Source organism: Paenibacillus marinisediminis (genome assembly GCF_054343325.1).
Genome location: NZ_JBTGUH010000003.1, coordinates 21,779 through 40,035, shown reverse-complemented (window position 1 = coordinate 40,035; position 18,257 = coordinate 21,779). Strand labels below are relative to the sequence as shown.

The window sequence follows — 18,257 nt, the reverse complement described above, 5'->3', positions numbered from 1 at the left end:
ATCATCAACTGCTGTGATCCAGCTTGCGTCTTATTTCCTGATTCACCTTCATCTTTGATTCAGTCCCCTGGTCGCTTGCCATGAAAAATACCCGATTCTTGATCGCGTCAGGCAAGTACTGCTGACTGACATAATGACCTGGGTAATCATGCGGATACTGATACCCTTTATGTCCGAGCTTATCCGCTCCTTTATAATGTGTATCGCACAAATGAAGAGGTACCTCAGCCGAGCGGATCTCCTCGATCGCCTGCATAGCCCGCTGCAGCGCCATCGGAATCGAGTTCGACTTCGGACTCTCAACCGCGAACAGAATAGCCTGCGCGACAATATATTGGGACTCCGGCCAGCCGATTCTATGATAGGCTTCCAACGCACTAACCGCCTGCACCATCGCTTGCGGATTCGCTAGTCCGATGTCTTCGCTGCAAGCCACCGTCAATCGGCGAATAAAGGTCATTGGATCCATTCCGAGCTTCTCGACAGCGTACAGGAACCAGAAAAGCGCAGCATCGCTTGAACCCCGTATGCTCTTATGGAACGCGCTCAATACGTCGTACTGTGTAGACTCGTCAGCGCGCACCGTCGGCCGGCGCACGGATTCCTCCGCCTCTTCTAAGGTGACATGCACGGTGCCGTCCTGCTCCGGCGTCGTCGTCATCGCTGCCAACTCGAGCGCATTCAATGCGCGTCTGATATCTCCGTTAGCCATCTCAGCTATATGACGGATGGCATCCTCATCTACCTTCAGCGGCATGAAGCCTAAGCCGCGTTCCTTATCCTCCATCGCATGCCTCATGGCGGTTATGCAATCTTCCGCTGTTAATGCCTTCAATTGAAACAGAGTAGAACGACTGATTAAAGCTCCGTTTACATGATGAAACGGGTTCTCCGTGGTCGCTCCGATAAAGATAATCGTCCCTTTCTCAACGGCAGGAAGCAGTGCATCCTGCTGTGAGCGATTGAAGCGATGCACCTCATCCAGGAACAGAATTGTCTTCTGCCCGTATAAGGATTTGCGGGATTCCGCCTGCTCGATGACAGCTCGTACATCTTTAACGGAAGCGTCAACCGCATTCAATCGAATAAATTCGCCCTGCGTGCGCTCTGCAATCACATTCGCAAGCGTTGTCTTGCCGCAGCCGGGAGGACCGTACAATAATATCGATGACACGCGATCCGCCTCGATGGCCCGGCGAAGCAGCCGTCCTTGTCCCACTATATGTTCCTGTCCCACATACTCATCCAATGTTCTGGGCCGGATTCTGTCGGCCAACAACCGCATGCCGGGCTGATGTTCTTCTTGATAGGAAAATAAATCCACCGATGTTTCACCACGCTTCTATCTCGCCGCTCTATAGATTGCGGCTGTATTATACTTCATCATTTTACCATAAGACGAGCCTCTTGCATAACACACGAGAACACACGTTCCTGTAAATGTCACAGAAAAAGCCGCTCCCTCATGAAGGGAGCGACTGCTTCAAATACACTTACTGATCTGATTGTTCCTTCTCTTGATCCAATCGCTTCAGCATATCCTTTACGACTACACTGACCATGATCAGACCGGCTACCGGCGGTACAAACGCGTTGCTCGCTGGCGGCTGCTTCACCTTGCGGCGATCCGGAGCGTCCTCAGGAACGATCTTCTCCGTCACATCCATGCGCGGCTTCATCGGCTCTTCCGTCGAGAATACGACCTTGACACCCTTGCGGATGCCTTCCTTGCGCAGCTTCTGGCGAATGACGCGCGCGATCGGGTCAACTGTTGTCTTAGAAATGTCCGCTACCTGGAACCGTGTAGGGTCCATCTTGTTCGCAGCTCCCATGCTCGAGATGAGCGGAATCTTGCGCTTCAGACATTCCTTAATCAGATGAATCTTGTACGACACCGTATCGGAAGCGTCTACGACATAGTCCAGATCGTACTGGAACAGCTGCTCATACGTCTCTTCTGTATAGAACATATTGAGGGCGATTGCATCGCATTCCGGGTTGATCAGCTTAATGCGATCCCGCATTAAGTCTGCTTTCAACTGGCCTACTGTCGTCGTCAAGGCATGAATCTGGCGGTTCACATTTGTGATGTCTACGACATCCTTATCGATTAAGATGATGCGTCCGACCCCGGTACGCGCCAGCGCCTCGGCAGCGATCGAACCGACACCGCCGATTCCAAGCACCGCAACGGTGCTGCGCTTCATCATCTCAAGCCCTTCAGGACCGATAGCCAGCTCCGTACGGGAAAATTGGTGCAGCATAAAGGCTACCTCCTGCTTCTATTCCTTTGATGCTTCTTTCTTCTCTTTCACCTTCGTCTTGATGTGCAGCATGTCGAGCTGACCATCATCAACTACGTTCGGCGCATCCATCATCAGGTCAGTCGCGCTGGCCGTCTTAGGGAATGCGATCGTTTCACGCAGGTTCGTGCTGCCTGCAAGCAGCATCACAAGACGGTCGAAGCCGAATGCGATACCGCCATGTGGAGGCGTGCCGTATTCGAATGCGTTCATCAGGAAGCCGAACTTCTCTTGTGCTTCTTCAGGCGAGAAGCCAAGAGCGTTGAACATCTTCTCTTGTACTTCGCGTTTGTAGATACGCATCGAGCCGCCGCCTACTTCGTAGCCGTTCAGCGTCAAGTCGTACGCTTGTGCGCGGATCTGACCTGGATCTGTGTCGAAGTAGTGCAGATCTTCGTCCTTCGGACGAGTGAACGGATGGTGCTCCGCTACATAACGCTTCGCTTCTTCATCATAGCCGAGCAATGGGAAGTCTACGACCCATGCGAATTTATACTTGCTGTCGTCGATCAGGTTCAGGCGACGTCCTACGAGCAGACGCAGGTTGCCAAGAACATCGTATACGACTTTCTTCATATCTGCGGAGAACAAGAGCAAGTCCCCGTCTTCAGCGCCTAGACGTTCACGCAACGCAGCGATTTCTTCTTCGCTGAAGAACTTCACGATAGGGCCTTTGAATTCGCCGTCTTTCACTTGAACCCAAGCAAGGCCTTTAGCGCCATAGCGTGCCGCAAATGGAGCAAGATCATCGATCTCTTTGCGGCTCCAAGTGCCGCAGCCTTTCGCGTTCAATACTTTAACGACTCCACCTTTTTCAATAACGGAAGCGAATACTTTAACTCCTGAATTCGCTACGATATCGCATACGTCTACCAGCTCTAGGCCGAAGCGCAGGTCCGGCTTGTCGGAACCGTACTTGTCCATTGCATCTTGATACGTGATGCGTTGGAACGGTGTAGGCACATCTATGTTTTTGATCTCTTTGAACAAGCGCACCATAAGCTGCTCCATCATGCCCAGCAATTGATCTTGGGACAAGAAGGAAGTCTCGATGTCGAATTGTGTGAATTCCGGTTGACGGTCTGCGCGAAGGTCTTCGTCACGGAAGCAGCGTGCCATCTGATAGTAGCGCTCCAGACCGGAAACCATCAGCAATTGCTTGAAGATCTGCGGTGATTGCGGCAATGCATAGAATTCGCCTGGGTGCACACGGCTTGGCACCAAGTAGTCGCGAGCGCCTTCCGGCGTGCTCAACGTCAGGATTGGCGTTTCCACCTCGATGAACTCATTTTCATCCAAGTAGTCGCGGAACACTTTAGCCGCTTTGGAACGCATCCAGAGCGTCTTCTGCATTTCTGGACGGCGAAGGTCCAAGTAACGATACTTAAGACGAAGTGTCTCATCGATCTCAATACCGTCTTCGATGAAAAACGGAGGGTTCTTCGCTTGGTTCAGTATTTCGATTTCCGTTACGCGAACTTCGATCTCACCAGTTGGCATATTCTTGTTTACAGTTTCCGCATCGCGTTCTACAACTTTACCACTAACAGCGATAACGAATTCATTGCGGGCACGGTCGCCGATCGCATGAGCTTCTGCTGAAAATTCCGGATTGAATACAATTTGCATCAGACCGCTGCGGTCGCGCAGGTCGATGAACAATACGCCGCCAAGGTCGCGGCGACGCTGCACCCAACCGTTTAATGTTACAGTTTCGCCAATGTTGGCTTTCGTCAAACTTCCGCAATGATGTGTTTTGTGCATCATATGGTACTCCCCATTTCAAGTAATATATTGTTATCTATCCGTGAATGGCTGCCGCCAATTCATCTAACTTCACGATGCGCTGTTCACCTGTGGCCAGCTCTTTCAGCGCGATCTCGCCGCGATCCAGCTCGTCGTCACCGAGAATAGCCGCAAAGCGCGCCTGCATGCGATCGGCTGATTTCATCTGTGCCTTCATCTTGCGGCCCTGATAGTCCTTCTCAGCCGCAATACCTGCTACGCGCAGTTCATTCAAGAGCGCGGTCATCTTCGCTTCTGCTCGTTCGCCCAGCGCGATCATGTACACATCAAGCGGCGGTACATGGTTGCCGCCTACTCCCTGCTTGTCTAGCAGCAGAGCGATGCGCTCCAGTCCGATGCCGAAGCCGATGCCCGGCTCCTCTGGACCGCCGATATCCGCGACAAGCCCGTTGTAGCGTCCGCCGCCGCCAACCGTATCGATGGCGCCGATCCCCTGCGCTTTGTACTCGAACGCGGTATGCGTATAATAATCCAGACCGCGCACAAGGCGGTGATTGATCGCATAATCCACGTTCATCGCGCTGAGGTGCTCCTGCACCTTCTTGAAATGAGTCGAGCACTCCTCATCCAGACTATCGATGATTGAAGGCGCGTCAGCGAACTTCGCTTGGTCAACCTTGCAATCAAGCACACGCAGTGGATTGCGCTCCATGCGCGATTGACAGTCCTTGCACAGCGTTTCCTTCATCGGTGTCAGGAAGTCGATCAGCGTCTGGCGGTAAGCCGCGCGGCTAGGCGCGTTGCCAACGGAGTTGATCTCAACCGTTACTCCGGTTAACCCAACTTCCTTCATAAACTGATAGCCAAGCGCGATCACTTCCGCATCCAGACTTGGATCTGCGGAGCCGAACGCCTCAATGCCAAATTGATGGAATTGACGGTAGCGGCCTGCCTGCGGGCGCTCATATCGGAACATAGGTCCGATATAGTAGAGCTTCGTCAAGTCGGGTTCTCCGTACAGCTTATTCTCCACATAAGAGCGAACAACGCCGGCTGTGTTCTCTGGACGCAGCGTCATGCTGCGGTCGCCCTTATCTTTGAACGTGTACATTTCCTTCTCGACGATATCCGTCGTTTCACCCACTCCGCGCTCAAACAGCTCAGTCGATTCAAAGATCGGCGTACGGATTTCTTTGTAGTTGTATCTGCGGCACAGATCGCGCGCTTTTCCCTCTACCATCTGCCATGTTTCCACCGCGCCCGGCAAGAAATCCTGCGTGCCTGTAGGTTTTTGATATGCCATGGTAATTCCCTCCTAACCTCTATTGCCATGCAAAAACTAGTCTGATACAGAACCAGTGTCAAACTCTTGTCATACTCATCGCGAATTCGCGTCTAACTCACAGGCTGCCGCCTGCGAAAACAGCGCTAATAAACAAAAAATCTCCCGTCCCGCGCAATTGCGCAAGGGACGAGAGATTGGTCGTTTCCATTCACCCGTGGTGCCACCCAAGTTCCGAAGAGTTCGGATGCATCAGCACTGTGCTTATCAGCAACTCGGCTATGCTTCGCGTTCTTCGCTTCAAAGCGTGTAACGTACGCTCTACGCCTAACGGCTACCGCAGAATCAGGCCTATATGCCTGCTGTTTCGCCGCCGGTTCTCGGGGGTGTCATTCAGATAATACTTACATAGGTTCTTCCAGCCTAAGGAACCTATCTCTGCATGTAAGCCATTAACTTACTTCTTCCCGTCATCAAATCGGATATGTGAAGATATAACAAACATTGTAATGATGGAATACTCTAAAGTCAAGTACCGTTCACACAAAGAAAATAACCTACATCGCAAGATGTAGGTCGTCAATAAGTATATATTCTTAAAAGGGGGTCATGTCACTTATTATAGGATTGGTTTATTAAAGGAACATGAAACGAAGATTACAGGAATATTACATTTGTGAAAACGTTTTATTTTGAACACTCCAATTCTAACCCCTGCTCCTGCCCGTACAGCTCCCGCAGCATATCCAGCTTCTTACGCGTTACCTCTACGTAATTGTCATTGTACACCTTTGGTTCTTTCGGGTTCGCAAAGCGCGTAATGACACCTGTTTCAGGATGGACCCATTTGGAGGATGCGCCGCAGCCGAGGCCAAGTATCGTATGAATCTCTTCGATAATCAAGATGTTGTACAAGCTCTCAGCCTCAGGAAGCGAATAGCCTACATTCTCCAAATTGCCTAAAATATTTTTCTGACGGTACAAGTAATAAGGGTTATAGCCGTGCCCATCCGCCCACTCGCTCGCAGCTGTCATCATCCGTGAGATTTCTTCACGATCAGCGACCTTATACTTCGCCTCTCCTCTATGACGAGTCATCTCTGAAGCCCGCTTGAAGGAAAGAGTGTGCACCGTCAGCGATTCCGGCATCAGCGTCTCTGTTTCACGCAGGGAATGCTCGAATTCTGGCAAGCCTTCTCCTGGAAGGCCAATGATCAGATCCATATTGATGTTGTTCATGCCCATTTCACGAGCCAGCTTATACTTCTCAATCGTCTCCTCAACCGAATGATCGCGTCCAATTAACTCCAACGTTTCTTGGATATACGACTGCGGGTTGATGCTGATCCGGTCAATATTCCACTTCTTGAGCACATCTAATTTATCGGGAGTAATCGTATCTGGTCGGCCCGCTTCTACCGTAATCTCTCGAACCTGCTCCACATGCGGGAAGGACGTCACCATCTCTTCATACAGCATATCCATCTCTTCTGCCGTGATGCTGGTCGGTGTGCCGCCGCCGAAGTAGATCGTCGTGACGCGAACTCCCAGCTCCTTCAGCAGCTTGCCTGTTTCACGCATCTCGTAGTGCAGGCCTCCCAGGAACGATTCAACCGTGCCTTGACGACCGTTGATATCATACGCAGGAAACGTACAGTACGCACATTTGGTTGGGCAAAATGGAATACCGATATAGATGCTCAGCTCCTTATGAAGCTGATCGAGATCTGGCAGCGCAGTCAGCTGCCGACGAACGATGCGCTCCATAAGCGCAATCTTATCGTCCGTGACCATATAGTCTTCCTTCAGCATGCGCTTCGCTTCTTCGCTCGAGAGTCCGCGTCGTCTCGCGTCATGCATCAGCTTAGTCGGACGAATACCCGTCAAGATCCCCCATGGCTGCTCAATGTTAGTCCAATCGGTGAGCACGCGCAGCAGTGCCTGACAGAGACTGTTCTTCACCTGCTTGCGGTAGGCTTCATAAGAAGACCCTGATGGCACGACTCGAACATGCTCCATTCGGTACGTTTCATCTTCTCTGCCCTCATGATGCAAGATCAAGGTCCCTTGTGCCAGCAACCGATGCTCAGCCGTCGTTTCTTGACCCTCGGTCAGTACACCCGCCTCATCACGAACACTTAAACGAATCTCAGCATCATAGCCAGGATCAGGAGCCATTTCACCATCATCAACAATATATACAACTTCCGGCTGTTCTACGTACAGCTGGACAATATGAACAAGCGAGCGTTCAAATGCTGCGTCGCTTGCTGTTAAACGTATACGCATATGCGGTTCCTCCATAATGAACAAAAAACCTCTGTCGCAGCGCTCACGCCAAGAAGCAGCCGCGAAAAGAGGTACTTTACAATAAACAAACGCTACAGAAAATAATAACTACAATTTAAATTTAAAGCAATCGCTTCTCCTAAATATGTTCCATGTGTTCACACAGGTAGAAACATCGCAAAAGAGCCGAAGGAGTGATCCTCAGCCCTAACATTGCGTGTTTATTTGCGCTGCCCGGGCTGATCACGTCTAGCTTGATGTTCCTCAGGGCAATCGTTTCGATGCTGATGAAGCGATTCTCTGACGGATTGCTGAAGATCATATCGTCCATATTGAATCGCAAGCTGCTGCAATGACTGACGCATACAGACACCACTTTCACCATGTAAAATGAAAAACTGATGCCCCTATTATGCTCAAATGTGCTGCGTCATACGCTTAGCCCACCAATATGAATCCCGTAATCAACGATTGTGGCTGTCAAGAATAATCGTGACTGGTCCCCAATTCGTAAACTCTACATCCATCATTGCGCCGAATACGCCAGTTTCAACCTGCAAGCCGTGACTTCTCAGTCTGTCGTTAAACTGTTCATACAGACGTTCAGCCATTTCTGGCCGTGCCGCTCCGACAAAGCTTGGACGCTTGCCTTTGCGGCAATCCGCATACAGTGTAAATTGGGATACGGACAGGATCTGTCCGCCGATATCCTGAACCGAGAGATTCATCTTCTCTTCCTCGTCTTCAAATATGCGCAGTCCTGCCACCTTGTCAGCAAGCCATATCAGATCCTGCTCTGTGTCTTCATGCGTAACCCCTACGAGAAGCATCAAGCCCTTGTCAATCGCGCCCACTGTGCTGCCGTCAACTACAACTCGCGCAGCTTTGGATCGTTGTAATACCACTTTCATCAGTAGTCCTCCTCATGCAACAACAGGCCGTCTCTATGTAGAGGCAGCCTGCAGCCTTATAATTATTGCATAATGCGCTGAACCGTATATACGTCTTTTACACGCTTAATCTTCTCTACGACAGCATGCAGATGCTCCGTATTGCGGATAAGTACGGTCATGTGGATCAAAGCGAGCTTATTCTTATCCGAGCGACCGGATACCGCAGCAATATTCGTCTTGCTCTCCGATACGACCTGCAGCACTTCATTGAGGAAGCCCCTGCGGTCCATTCCGGTAATCTCAATATCGACGCTATAATTAGCTTCAATCGAGTCTCCCCATTCCACCTCGATGATACGTTCTGCTTCACTTGCTTCCAGCTCGTTGCGCAGATTCAAGCAATCGGAACGATGCACCGATACCCCGCGGCCGCGCGTGACATATCCAACAATATCATCGCCTGGAACCGGGTTGCAACAGCGTGCAAACCGTACGAGCAGATTGTCGATCCCTTTGACGCGCACACCGTTCGTCGGACGCTTCTTGCGGTCTTGGTCTTTATCCTTCTTAACTTCCTTCACTTCGTTTGTCAGCTCAAGAAGCTTCTCTTCCTCCGCTTCCTTGCGAAGCTTCTCCGTCAGCCGCGTGCACACCTGTGCTGCCGTCAAGCCGCCGAAGCCGATGGCAGACATCATATCCTCAACATCATTGAAGTTGAATTTGCGGCACACTTCCAGCAGTTTATCGTCTGTCATCCACTGCTGCGAATCAAGCGCCAGCCGCTTCAGCTCCCGTTCAATCATCTCTCGACCCTTTTGAACGTTCTCCTCGCGCTTCTCTTTCTTGAACCACTGTCTAATCTTCGATCTGGCATGAGAAGATTGCGCGATCTTTACCCAGTCCGCACTCGGTCCGTAGGAATGCTTGGAAGTGAGAATCTCAACGATATCGCCTGTTTTCAGCTTATGATCGAGCGGCACGATCCGCCCGTTCACCTTCGCGCCTATCGTGCGATTGCCGACCTCTGTATGAATGCGATAGGCAAAATCAAGCGGCACCGAGCCTGCCGGAAGCTCAATAACTTCTCCTTTCGGAGTAAAGACAAACACCAGGTCAGAGAAGAAGTCCATCTTCAGCGATTCCACGAACTCGCTCGCATCCTTCGTTTCCTGCTGCAGATCCAAGATCTCACGCAGAAACGTCATCTTCTCTTCGAAGCTTCCGCCTACCAGGTTCGTATTGCCTTCCTTATAGGCCCAATGGGCGGCGATACCGTATTCAGCAGTACCGTGCATTTCCCATGTGCGAATTTGCACTTCCGTAGGTTCGCCAGTCGGCCCGATAACCGTCGTATGCAAGGATTGATACATATTCGCCTTCGGCATCGCAATGTAATCCTTGAATCGACCAGGCATTGGCTTCCATAACGTATGAATGATGCCCAATGTGGCGTAGCAATCTTTAATATTGTCAACGATGATGCGAATAGCGAGCAGATCATAGATCTCATTGAACTGCTTGTTCTTGTTCGTCATCTTGTTATATACGCTGTAAATATGCTTCGGGCGACCGGACAGATCAGCTACAATCCCCATCTCGTCCAGCTTCTCCTTGATCCGCGCGATGACATCCGTGATGAACATCTCGCGTTCAGCCCGCTTCTTATGCATCAGATTAGCAATACGGTAATACTGCTGCGGGTTCAAGTAACGAAGCGCAATGTCCTCCATCTCCCACTTAATCGCCGATATACCTAAGCGATGGGCAATGGGACAGAAGATCTCCAGCGTTTCATAAGCGATCCGCCGCTGGCTCTCTTCGGACTGATATTTTAATGTCCGCATGTTATGCAATCTATCCGCAAGCTTAATAACGATCACGCGAATATCGTTCGCCATCGCTACAAACATCTTGCGGTAATTCTCGTTCTGCTGTTCTTCCTTCGATCGGAATTGGATTCGTTCCAATTTCGTAAGACCGTCAACCAGCATCGCGCATGTCTCGCCGAATCGCTTATCAATTTCTTCAAGCGAAACAGAAGTGTCCTCAACCACATCATGAAGCAAAGCTGCAACGACGGACGTTGGGTCCATTTGCATACTTACGACGATATCCGCCACCGCGAGCGGATGCAGAATATAAGGTTCACCAGACTTTCTCACTTGTCCCGAATGGGCTCTCTCCGCGAACTCGTAAGCTTCACGTATGCGCGCCAGATCCGGTTCTTTCATATATGCTGAAGCTTTCGTAATTAATTGTTCGATTCCCATTGGACTAGTCTCGATTCCTTTCTATCGGGTCGTTTCTCGTCCCTGTTTACAGATTATCCTATAATTATGCCTTTGAACCGCATCGTTCGTCAATGGTAATCGAGGTTTTTCAATTTAACCATGTCGCTATCTGTCGAAAACGATGTCGTAATGTGTCAAAAAATAGGACGTATGTTATTTTATCTGACGTGAAATAAAAAAAAGGGTTGTGCAAAATAGGCTAATGGTTGTAAATTATATAGTTAGGTTCGACAAGATACAATTCAAAGGAGTGCACCCTAAATGCAACGCGAAATTCAAGTGCTTGAAAAGCCGCCGCTGATTCCTGGCACGCTTCTCAGCCTCCAGCACCTGTTTGCCATGTTTGGCTCAACAGTGCTCGTGCCGAATTTATTCGGTGTCGATCCAGGTATTGTTCTCTTAATGAACGGCTTGGGTACATTGTTCTACCTCATCTTATGCCGCGGGCTCATTCCCGCATACTTAGGCTCAAGCTTTGCCTTTATCTCACCAGTAACTGTTGTATTAGCTGGATCTGCAGATAACTACAGCGAAGCTCTCGGCGGCTTCATTGCTTCTGGTATTGTATTCATCTTAGTCGCATTAATTGTCAAGTGGGTCGGTACTCGTTGGCTGGACGTATTGTTCCCTCCGGCTGCTATGGGTGCGATCGTTGCCGTTATCGGTCTTGAGCTTGTACCTGTTGCGGCTAATATGTCTGGTTTCTTTCCAGATAAAAATGGCGTTTACGACAGCACCAGCATCAAGCTTGCGCTGATCACATTGTCCGTAACCGTAATCGGAAACGTCATGTTCCGCGGTTTCTTTAAGATTATTCCGATCCTGATCGGTATTATTACAGGTTATGTCGCAGCTGTAATGATGGGTGTTGTTGATGTTGGTGCTATCTTGGCTGAAGCTCCGCTTTTCAAAATGCCGACAGTCACATGGCCAACATTTAATATAAACTCCATTGTCATCATTCTTCCAGCAGCATTGGTTGTAGTCGTTGAGCATATCGGTCACTTGATGGTAACGAGCAACATCGTTGGCAGAGATCTGTCCAAAGATCCAGGCCTTCACCGTTCCTTGCTCGGCAACGGTATCTCGACCATCATTTCCGGCTTTGTCGGTTCCACTCCGAACACGACTTATGGTGAGAACATCGGCGTTATGGCACTGACTCGCGTATACTCCGTTTATGTAATAGGCGGTGCAGCTATCATTGCTATTATTATGGCATTCTTTGGAGATGTATCCGCGTTGATCGCAAACATTCCAACACCGGTAATGGGCGGCGTATCTTTGCTCCTGTTCGGTATAATCGCGGCTTCTGGCTTGCGCATTCTCGTTGATTCGAAGGTAGATTTTGGTAAACCGAAGAACATGCTGATGACGACACTTGTTATCGTCATCGGTATCAGTGGAGCTAAGCTAACATTTGGCGCAGTAGAGCTGAAAGGTATGGCATTGGCAACCGTGCTGGCCATCGTACTGAACGTGTTCTTCATGATTATTGACAAGCTTAAACTTAGCAACGGCGAATAATTATTAAAAACGGTATGTCCGCTCACAGCAGGCATACCGTTTTTAGTATAAAACTTAATATTTCATCAAGGAGAACACGTCAATGCCGTTCAGCTTGTCACGACCGTTCAGATCTTCCAACTCGATCAGGAATGCAGCACCGACGACTACCCCGCCTAATTGCTGGATCAGCTTAACCGATGTTGAGATCGTACCGCCTGTTGCGAGAAGATCATCCGCAATTAATACGCGTTGTCCAGGCTGAATCGCATCAGCATGCATAGCCAATCGATCCTTGCCGTACTCCAGATCATAAGCTTCTTCAATCGTCTTGCCAGGCAGCTTGCCGCTCTTGCGAATTGGCACGAAGCCGCAGCCTACTGAGAGTGCGAGCGGAGCGCCTACTACGAAGCCGCGCGCCTCTGGACCTGCGATAAGATCGATTTCTTTATCAATAACGAGCTGATGCATCGCCTTAATCGCTTCCCGGTATGCCTCTCCATCCTTAAGGAGAGTCGTTATATCCTTGAAACTGATGCCTGGTTGCGGGAAGTCAGGAATGACCCGAATGTGAGATTTGAAATCCATGCTTGTATCCTCCTCAAAAAATGACCATGAACTTATCATGATTGCAATGGGTTTATACTGCCATCAAATATTAGGATGGACTTAATTAAACATTTTAGCAATGTCTAGAGCGTCAGCGCTGTACCAGCAAGCTTCCCATTCACTTGCTTCCTGCCACTGTTGGAATGTAGGCGAAGCATCGAGTGAAGTCTTCTGCGGTGATTCAACCATCTGATACGTGTGAACGGAACCCTCTGTACTCACTGTCATGAAGTTCAGGTCCTCGAACATCCGCAGCAGCAGCTCCGTTTCTCTTAGGCTGAAGCCGATCCTCACAGATAGTGCCCGCGGTGACAGCTCATCATCTGTCCACGAACGAAGCTTCTTCATTTCCGCATATGCCGGAATGATTCGCTTACGATCCGGTTGACTTAATCGTCCATTATGCAGCTCGCGAGGCAGAATGAGATGAAGACGTTCCATCTGCGGATACATGCTCTGCAACCACTTCACTGCTTCCAGATCGTTTGGCGCCTCCGTCAGAATGACATCTCGAACGGACATCATCGGCTCACATTCATCTAGGCTGTCTTCATTGACTTTCACGTAAGGTTCAGCTGCAAATACTCCAGCATTCGTGCGTGAAGCTACCCACACTGCTTCGTTCGGACGATCTCCATTCAGCTTGCGCGCTAACTCAACAGCCTTCGCTGTAGGTTCACTCGCGCCGCGGCGATCCAGCACTTGAAACGCGCGGATGCGTATATCCTGCAGCATCATTTGCGGCTTCCGTCTCCCGTTCCATTCATTCACCTGCAGCTCACCAAGTACATCAGCGACAGCTGCTGACGCGATTCGATCGGCCAACATGCCCTTATTAAAAGCCACCGCATCCAATGTAGCACGCTCTTGTGTCAAACTCAACTTCAAATGCTGATTTTCTTTCCCCATCGTTCGTTTCTCATCCACAATGACGTCACGAATGATGACTCTCGGACTGGAATTGCCCATTCCGAACGGCTCAAGTTTGCTAAGCTCATCAATAACCTTCAGCGGAATATCCTGCAGAGTGCATTCAACGTCAACCTCTGTGCTTGGTATCAAATGATCTTGCGACAGCTCTCGATGCGCAATTTGATTCAACGCTCGTTCAAGATCATCCAGCCGATCGGCTGCAATCGTCATTCCTGCAGCTGCGGAATGCCCGCCGTAATGATCGAACAGTTCCGAGCACTCTGTCATTGCTTCATACAGATCTAGTCCCTCGATTGAGCGTGCAGAGCCCTTGCACAAGCCGGTCTCTTCATCGATACCTAATATAAATGTCGGTCGATAATATCGTTCCACGATCTTCGATGCTACGATGCCGATAACGCCAACATTCCAGCCCGCCTTCGCTAGAACGATAACATGAGGCGGCTTCCCGTTCTCGTCAAGCTTGTCCGCAATGAGCTCTTCCGCTTCTTTCACGATAAGCTCGACGATCTTCTGCCGTTCCTTGTTCAAGCGGTCCAGTTCTTCAGCGCAGGCTAGAGCAGCACCTTCATCATCGGTCGTCAGCAGTTGAACCGCTGTATCCGCATGATCCAATCGACCGCTGGCGTTAATGCGCGGAGCCATCGAGAAAGCAATATTCGTTGAAGTCACTTGACCCATATCTACACCGCTAACCTGCAGCAGCGCCTTGATCCCTGGATACTGTGACTTCCGCATCCGCTTTAACGCCTCGCTCACGATAATGCGATTCTCGGACGTCAGCGGCATAAGGTCAGCTACGGTACCGATCGCCGCCAGCTCCAGCAAATGTTCCGGCACTTGACCAAGCAGCGCATGAGCAAGCTTAAACGCAACACCTACACCGGCTAATCCTTTAAAGCTATAAGTGCAATAAGGAAGCTTAGGATTAACTAATGCGAACGCCTCTGGCAACACGTCCGGCGGTTCATGATGGTCCGTCACGACTACATCAATGCCCAACTGCTTAGCATACGCAATCTGATCAACTGCGCTGATGCCCGTGTCCACGGTAATGATCAGTGTAACGCCATCCGCTTTCGCACGATCGATTGCCGCATGGTTTAACCCGTAGCCCTCTAAGGCACGGTGGGGAATATAATAGTCAAAGTTGGCACCCAGCTGCCGCATGAGATAGATCATAAGCGATGTGCTGGACACACCATCCGCATCGTAGTCTCCATATATCCATAATCGTTCTTCCGTCTGCAGCGCCTTCCGGATTCTCGCAACAGCTTCAGTCATTCCAGCGAGATCGAAGGGATCCAGCATCTGGTCCAATGAATCATACAAGAAATGACGCGCGTGTTCGGCATTCTCGATGCCGCGAACGAGCAGCAGCTTGGCGAGCAGCGGGGATGTGCCGGTTTCCTGGGCAAGCTGCTGAGCATGTGCTTCGGATACTTCTGCGCAGCGCCAGCGGGTACGTGCTTGAAGCATAGTGTTCTCCTTTAATCGTTACTTTTGATATCGTTAATAAAAAAATAATGCTATACCAGACTTGCAGCCGCGTCAATGATCAACGTTGATATTTACAAAATCTAACACGATAGTATTATAGTCATTCCATCCATGAAAGAGAATATCGAAATGCCAAGACCGCGTCGACAGCGACGCGGTCTTGGTTTGAGATGACCATTACTACTTCATCTCATTTATCAGTAATAGAAATTCCGTTAGTTTAGAAGAAGTGTAAGAACACGCTTCTGTTAAGCCTTCTGCACTTTCTTACCTGCTTTTTGCTTAATAAGCTGTTTGTTCTTCAACACAGCCCACAGCGGGCTCGCGATAAAGATCGAAGAATACGCACCGAATGCGAGACCGATTAAGATGGCAAGCGAGAACATCCGAATCGATTCGCTGCCGAATATGAACAGGCATAATGCTGCTACTAACACAGTCAATACGGTATAAATCGAGCGTGTCAATGTTTGGTATATACTGCCGTTCACAAGATGTGCCAGATCATCGTAATTGCGAAGCTTCGAAAAGCGCATGTTCTCACGGATACGGTCAAAGATAACGATCGTATCGTTGATCGAGTAACCGATGATGGTCAGTATGGCAATAATGAACGGAAGATTAACCTCCAGACGGAAGATCGAGAACACGCTGATGACCATGAATGCATCGTGCAGCAATGCGATAACCGCAGAGATCGCAAAACGCCATTCAAATCGAATACTTACATAAATGATAATCCCGATTGAAGCAATAAGAACCGACCACAATGCATTTCTCTGCAGCTCACGTGCCATTTCCACGTCAACTGTATTCGATTCGAAGGAAGCTCCAGGCGAGATCTTCTCGATATCAGCCTTCAGTTGGTGTTCCATCTCATTGGTCAGCACATCCGTAAATCGGATTGTCATCCGTTCACTGCCTTCCGTAATGATCGGAGGCTTGGACAAATCATAGTTCTTCAATATTTCTTCAACTTGCTGTTTGGATACTTGCTGCTTCATCGTGATATCGACGTTCGTTCCTGCACTGAAGTCAACACCATAGTTCAAACCGAAGATGGCAAGTGTAGTGACGCCTAAAATCGTCACTACAATGGAAAAGATGAAGAAATACTTGCTTGCATGTACGAAATTGAAATTACCTTTAAAGCGCACGTATTTCACTCTCCTTCACACCGAAGTATTCCGGCTTCAGCTTGTTCTTATCAACCAACAGGTGAAGGAAGCGACGAGACAAGAATACATTTGTAAAAATACTTACGATTACAGTCATCATCAGGATCAGGGCAAAGCCCTTTACTTGGCTTTCACCAAGCACATACATGACAACACCTGCAATCATAGTCGTTACATTCGCATCCATAATCGTGCGGAACGAGTTCTTCGATCCAGCCTTGAGCGAGGATTGAAGCGATTTACCGCTGCGAAGCTCTTCCTTGATGCGTTCATATGTGATGATGTTGGCATCGACCGCCATACCGAGACCGAGAATAAAGGCCGCAATACCCGGCAATGTCAGTGTGATCTGCGCTGCCCAGAATCCTAGCAGCAGAATCCATGTAAATAGAACGAGCGAGAAGCTCGCGATAATACCTGGCAAACGATAAACCACAATCATAAAGATCAGAATAAGCGCTGTACCGATTAATCCAGCAGTGATCGTTTGGTTCAACGATAATTGTCCTAATGTAGCGGATACACTCTGTGAATATTTCTCTGTCAGCTTGAGCGGCAGCGCGCCGAGATTAATCTGATCTTTCAGCTCGTTGGCTTCCGCCACAGTACGCGATCCAGTTATCGTTGCTTCACCGCCGGTAATCTCAAACGTTACCGCTGGTGCCGAGATTAAATCCTCGTCCATATAGATCGCAAGATGATTGCGTCCCTCTGCTTGTAGACCAGATAAACGTTTAGTAATTTCAGCAAATTTATCAGCGTCTTTAAGCTTGATCGCGACTTCAGGCTGCTGCAATTGGTTGTATACTACACTTGCGCCGCCCTCGACAAAGTCCGTACCCTGTAATTCTACTTTGCAGTAATCATCAGCTTTCTCACAACCATCGGAGCTGCGGAATGTAAGTACAGAAGGTTCCTTTAACTTCTCACGCAATGCTTCCTCGTCTTGAACATCAGCGATCTTGACGCGGATGCGATCCGTTCCTTCTGTCGTAATTTCCGGTTCGCTCGTACCTGTTGCATTAATTCGTTTCTCTAAGCTCTTTGCAGTCTGTGTCAACGCATCTGGCGTAACTTGCCCGCCTTCTTCGAGTGGAGAGGCTTGATACAATATCTCGAAGCCGCCTTTCAGATCCAGACCGAGACGAATGTTGTTGATGATCTTCGGACTTGTCCATGCGATGACGCCGAGAGATACGACAACGATGAGCAGAAAAGCCATTACTCTTTTCATTTCGTCCCATTCCCCTTTCCTATGTCAATATTCCAATATTCCTATTATATCTATCGAGAAAATTCGAGTCAATTTAACCTATGAATAACTGACTTTTTATGTTATCCATTTCAAGCACCATATTCCAAATATCATGCCCGAAACAAAGAGAAAAAGTCTCGCCTTCTATAAGGGAGACCCGCGATAAGCTTCCATCGTCATGTAATTCATATATTGAGTCGGCTTCAACGACAATATATCATTTACAATTTGATGAAGATTCGGTTGACCGGTTTTCTTATACTTGGAGCTTACGCAAGCCCATATATCCTCTGCAGATACATATTCATAGCCAAGCATCTGGAATTCCTCCGCCTTACTCTTGCACAACAACGTGACATCCTCTGACGAGATAGGTGCGTCCCTTTCTGTAATAACCTGATTCTGTTCGCTCATGTCAGGACCTCCTTTCTATTGCCTCTGTCGTCATATTCGCTATTATACGGCTGTGTTC

14 protein-coding genes are annotated in these 18,257 nt (G+C 49.2%); 1 reads left to right on the top strand and 13 read right to left on the bottom strand.

Annotated elements, in window-relative coordinates:
- Positions 1-4: 4 nt before the first annotated feature.
- The 8 genes from ACXX53_RS09580 to ACXX53_RS09545 all read right to left on the bottom strand — a co-directional run bounded on the left by ACXX53_RS09580 (position 5) and on the right by ACXX53_RS09545 (position 10,783).
- The gene (locus ACXX53_RS09580; RefSeq protein WP_458568422.1) at positions 5-1,324 is read right to left on the bottom strand and encodes a replication-associated recombination protein A; all 1,320 of its coding nucleotides are present in this window, start codon (positions 1,322-1,324) and stop codon (positions 5-7) included.
- Between the two features lie 169 nt (positions 1,325-1,493).
- On the bottom strand, positions 1,494-2,264 hold the full coding sequence (locus ACXX53_RS09575) for a tRNA threonylcarbamoyladenosine dehydratase (RefSeq protein WP_458568421.1): 771 nt from the start codon (positions 2,262-2,264) through the stop codon (positions 1,494-1,496).
- Positions 2,265-2,282: 18 nt separating this feature from the next.
- A complete protein-coding gene (aspS, locus tag ACXX53_RS09570) occupies positions 2,283-4,067 on the bottom strand; it encodes an aspartate--tRNA ligase (protein ID WP_458568420.1) in 1,785 nt (594 codons plus the stop codon).
- A gap of 37 nt (positions 4,068-4,104) precedes the next feature.
- Positions 4,105-5,352 carry a histidine--tRNA ligase gene (gene hisS, locus ACXX53_RS09565; protein ID WP_458568419.1) on the bottom strand — a complete coding sequence of 416 codons (1,248 nt, stop codon included), beginning with the start codon at positions 5,350-5,352 and terminating at the stop codon, positions 4,105-4,107.
- 666 nt (positions 5,353-6,018) lie between these two features.
- Positions 6,019-7,620 (bottom strand): coproporphyrinogen III oxidase, encoded by a 1,602-nt coding sequence (locus ACXX53_RS09560; RefSeq protein WP_458568418.1) that lies wholly within the window; start codon positions 7,618-7,620, stop codon positions 6,019-6,021.
- A gap of 221 nt (positions 7,621-7,841) precedes the next feature.
- On the bottom strand, positions 7,842-7,985 hold the full coding sequence (locus ACXX53_RS09555; RefSeq protein WP_458568417.1) for a hypothetical protein: 144 nt from the start codon (positions 7,983-7,985) through the stop codon (positions 7,842-7,844).
- A gap of 99 nt (positions 7,986-8,084) precedes the next feature.
- On the bottom strand, positions 8,085-8,531 hold the full coding sequence (dtd, locus tag ACXX53_RS09550; RefSeq protein ID WP_458568416.1) for a D-aminoacyl-tRNA deacylase: 447 nt from the start codon (positions 8,529-8,531) through the stop codon (positions 8,085-8,087).
- 62 nt (positions 8,532-8,593) lie between these two features.
- The gene (locus ACXX53_RS09545) at positions 8,594-10,783 is read right to left on the bottom strand and encodes a RelA/SpoT family protein (RefSeq protein ID WP_458568415.1); all 2,190 of its coding nucleotides are present in this window, start codon (positions 10,781-10,783) and stop codon (positions 8,594-8,596) included.
- Positions 10,784-11,065: 282 nt separating this feature from the next.
- Here ACXX53_RS09545 and uraA point away from each other — a divergent pair, with 282 nt between their 5' ends.
- The gene (uraA, locus tag ACXX53_RS09540) at positions 11,066-12,331 is read left to right on the top strand and encodes a uracil permease (protein ID WP_458568414.1); all 1,266 of its coding nucleotides are present in this window, start codon (positions 11,066-11,068) and stop codon (positions 12,329-12,331) included.
- A 54-nt stretch (positions 12,332-12,385) separates the two neighbouring features.
- Here the strand turns inward: uraA and ACXX53_RS09535 are convergent, their stop codons facing one another.
- From ACXX53_RS09535 to ACXX53_RS09515, 5 genes are all read right to left on the bottom strand, one after another.
- Positions 12,386-12,898 carry an adenine phosphoribosyltransferase gene (locus ACXX53_RS09535; RefSeq protein WP_458568413.1) on the bottom strand — a complete coding sequence of 171 codons (513 nt, stop codon included), beginning with the start codon at positions 12,896-12,898 and terminating at the stop codon, positions 12,386-12,388.
- Between the two features lie 81 nt (positions 12,899-12,979).
- On the bottom strand, positions 12,980-15,331 hold the full coding sequence (gene recJ, locus ACXX53_RS09530; RefSeq protein ID WP_458568412.1) for a single-stranded-DNA-specific exonuclease RecJ: 2,352 nt from the start codon (positions 15,329-15,331) through the stop codon (positions 12,980-12,982).
- A 269-nt stretch (positions 15,332-15,600) separates the two neighbouring features.
- Positions 15,601-16,509 carry a protein translocase subunit SecF gene (gene secF / locus ACXX53_RS09525; RefSeq protein ID WP_458568411.1) on the bottom strand — a complete coding sequence of 303 codons (909 nt, stop codon included), beginning with the start codon at positions 16,507-16,509 and terminating at the stop codon, positions 15,601-15,603.
- The gene (gene secD / locus ACXX53_RS09520; protein WP_458568410.1) at positions 16,499-17,764 is read right to left on the bottom strand and encodes a protein translocase subunit SecD; all 1,266 of its coding nucleotides are present in this window, start codon (positions 17,762-17,764) and stop codon (positions 16,499-16,501) included. The genes secF and secD overlap by 11 nt, the downstream gene beginning before the upstream one ends.
- Before the next feature lie 165 nt (positions 17,765-17,929).
- The gene (locus ACXX53_RS09515) at positions 17,930-18,199 is read right to left on the bottom strand and encodes a post-transcriptional regulator (protein ID WP_458568409.1); all 270 of its coding nucleotides are present in this window, start codon (positions 18,197-18,199) and stop codon (positions 17,930-17,932) included.
- Between the last annotated feature and the right edge of the window lie 58 nt (positions 18,200-18,257).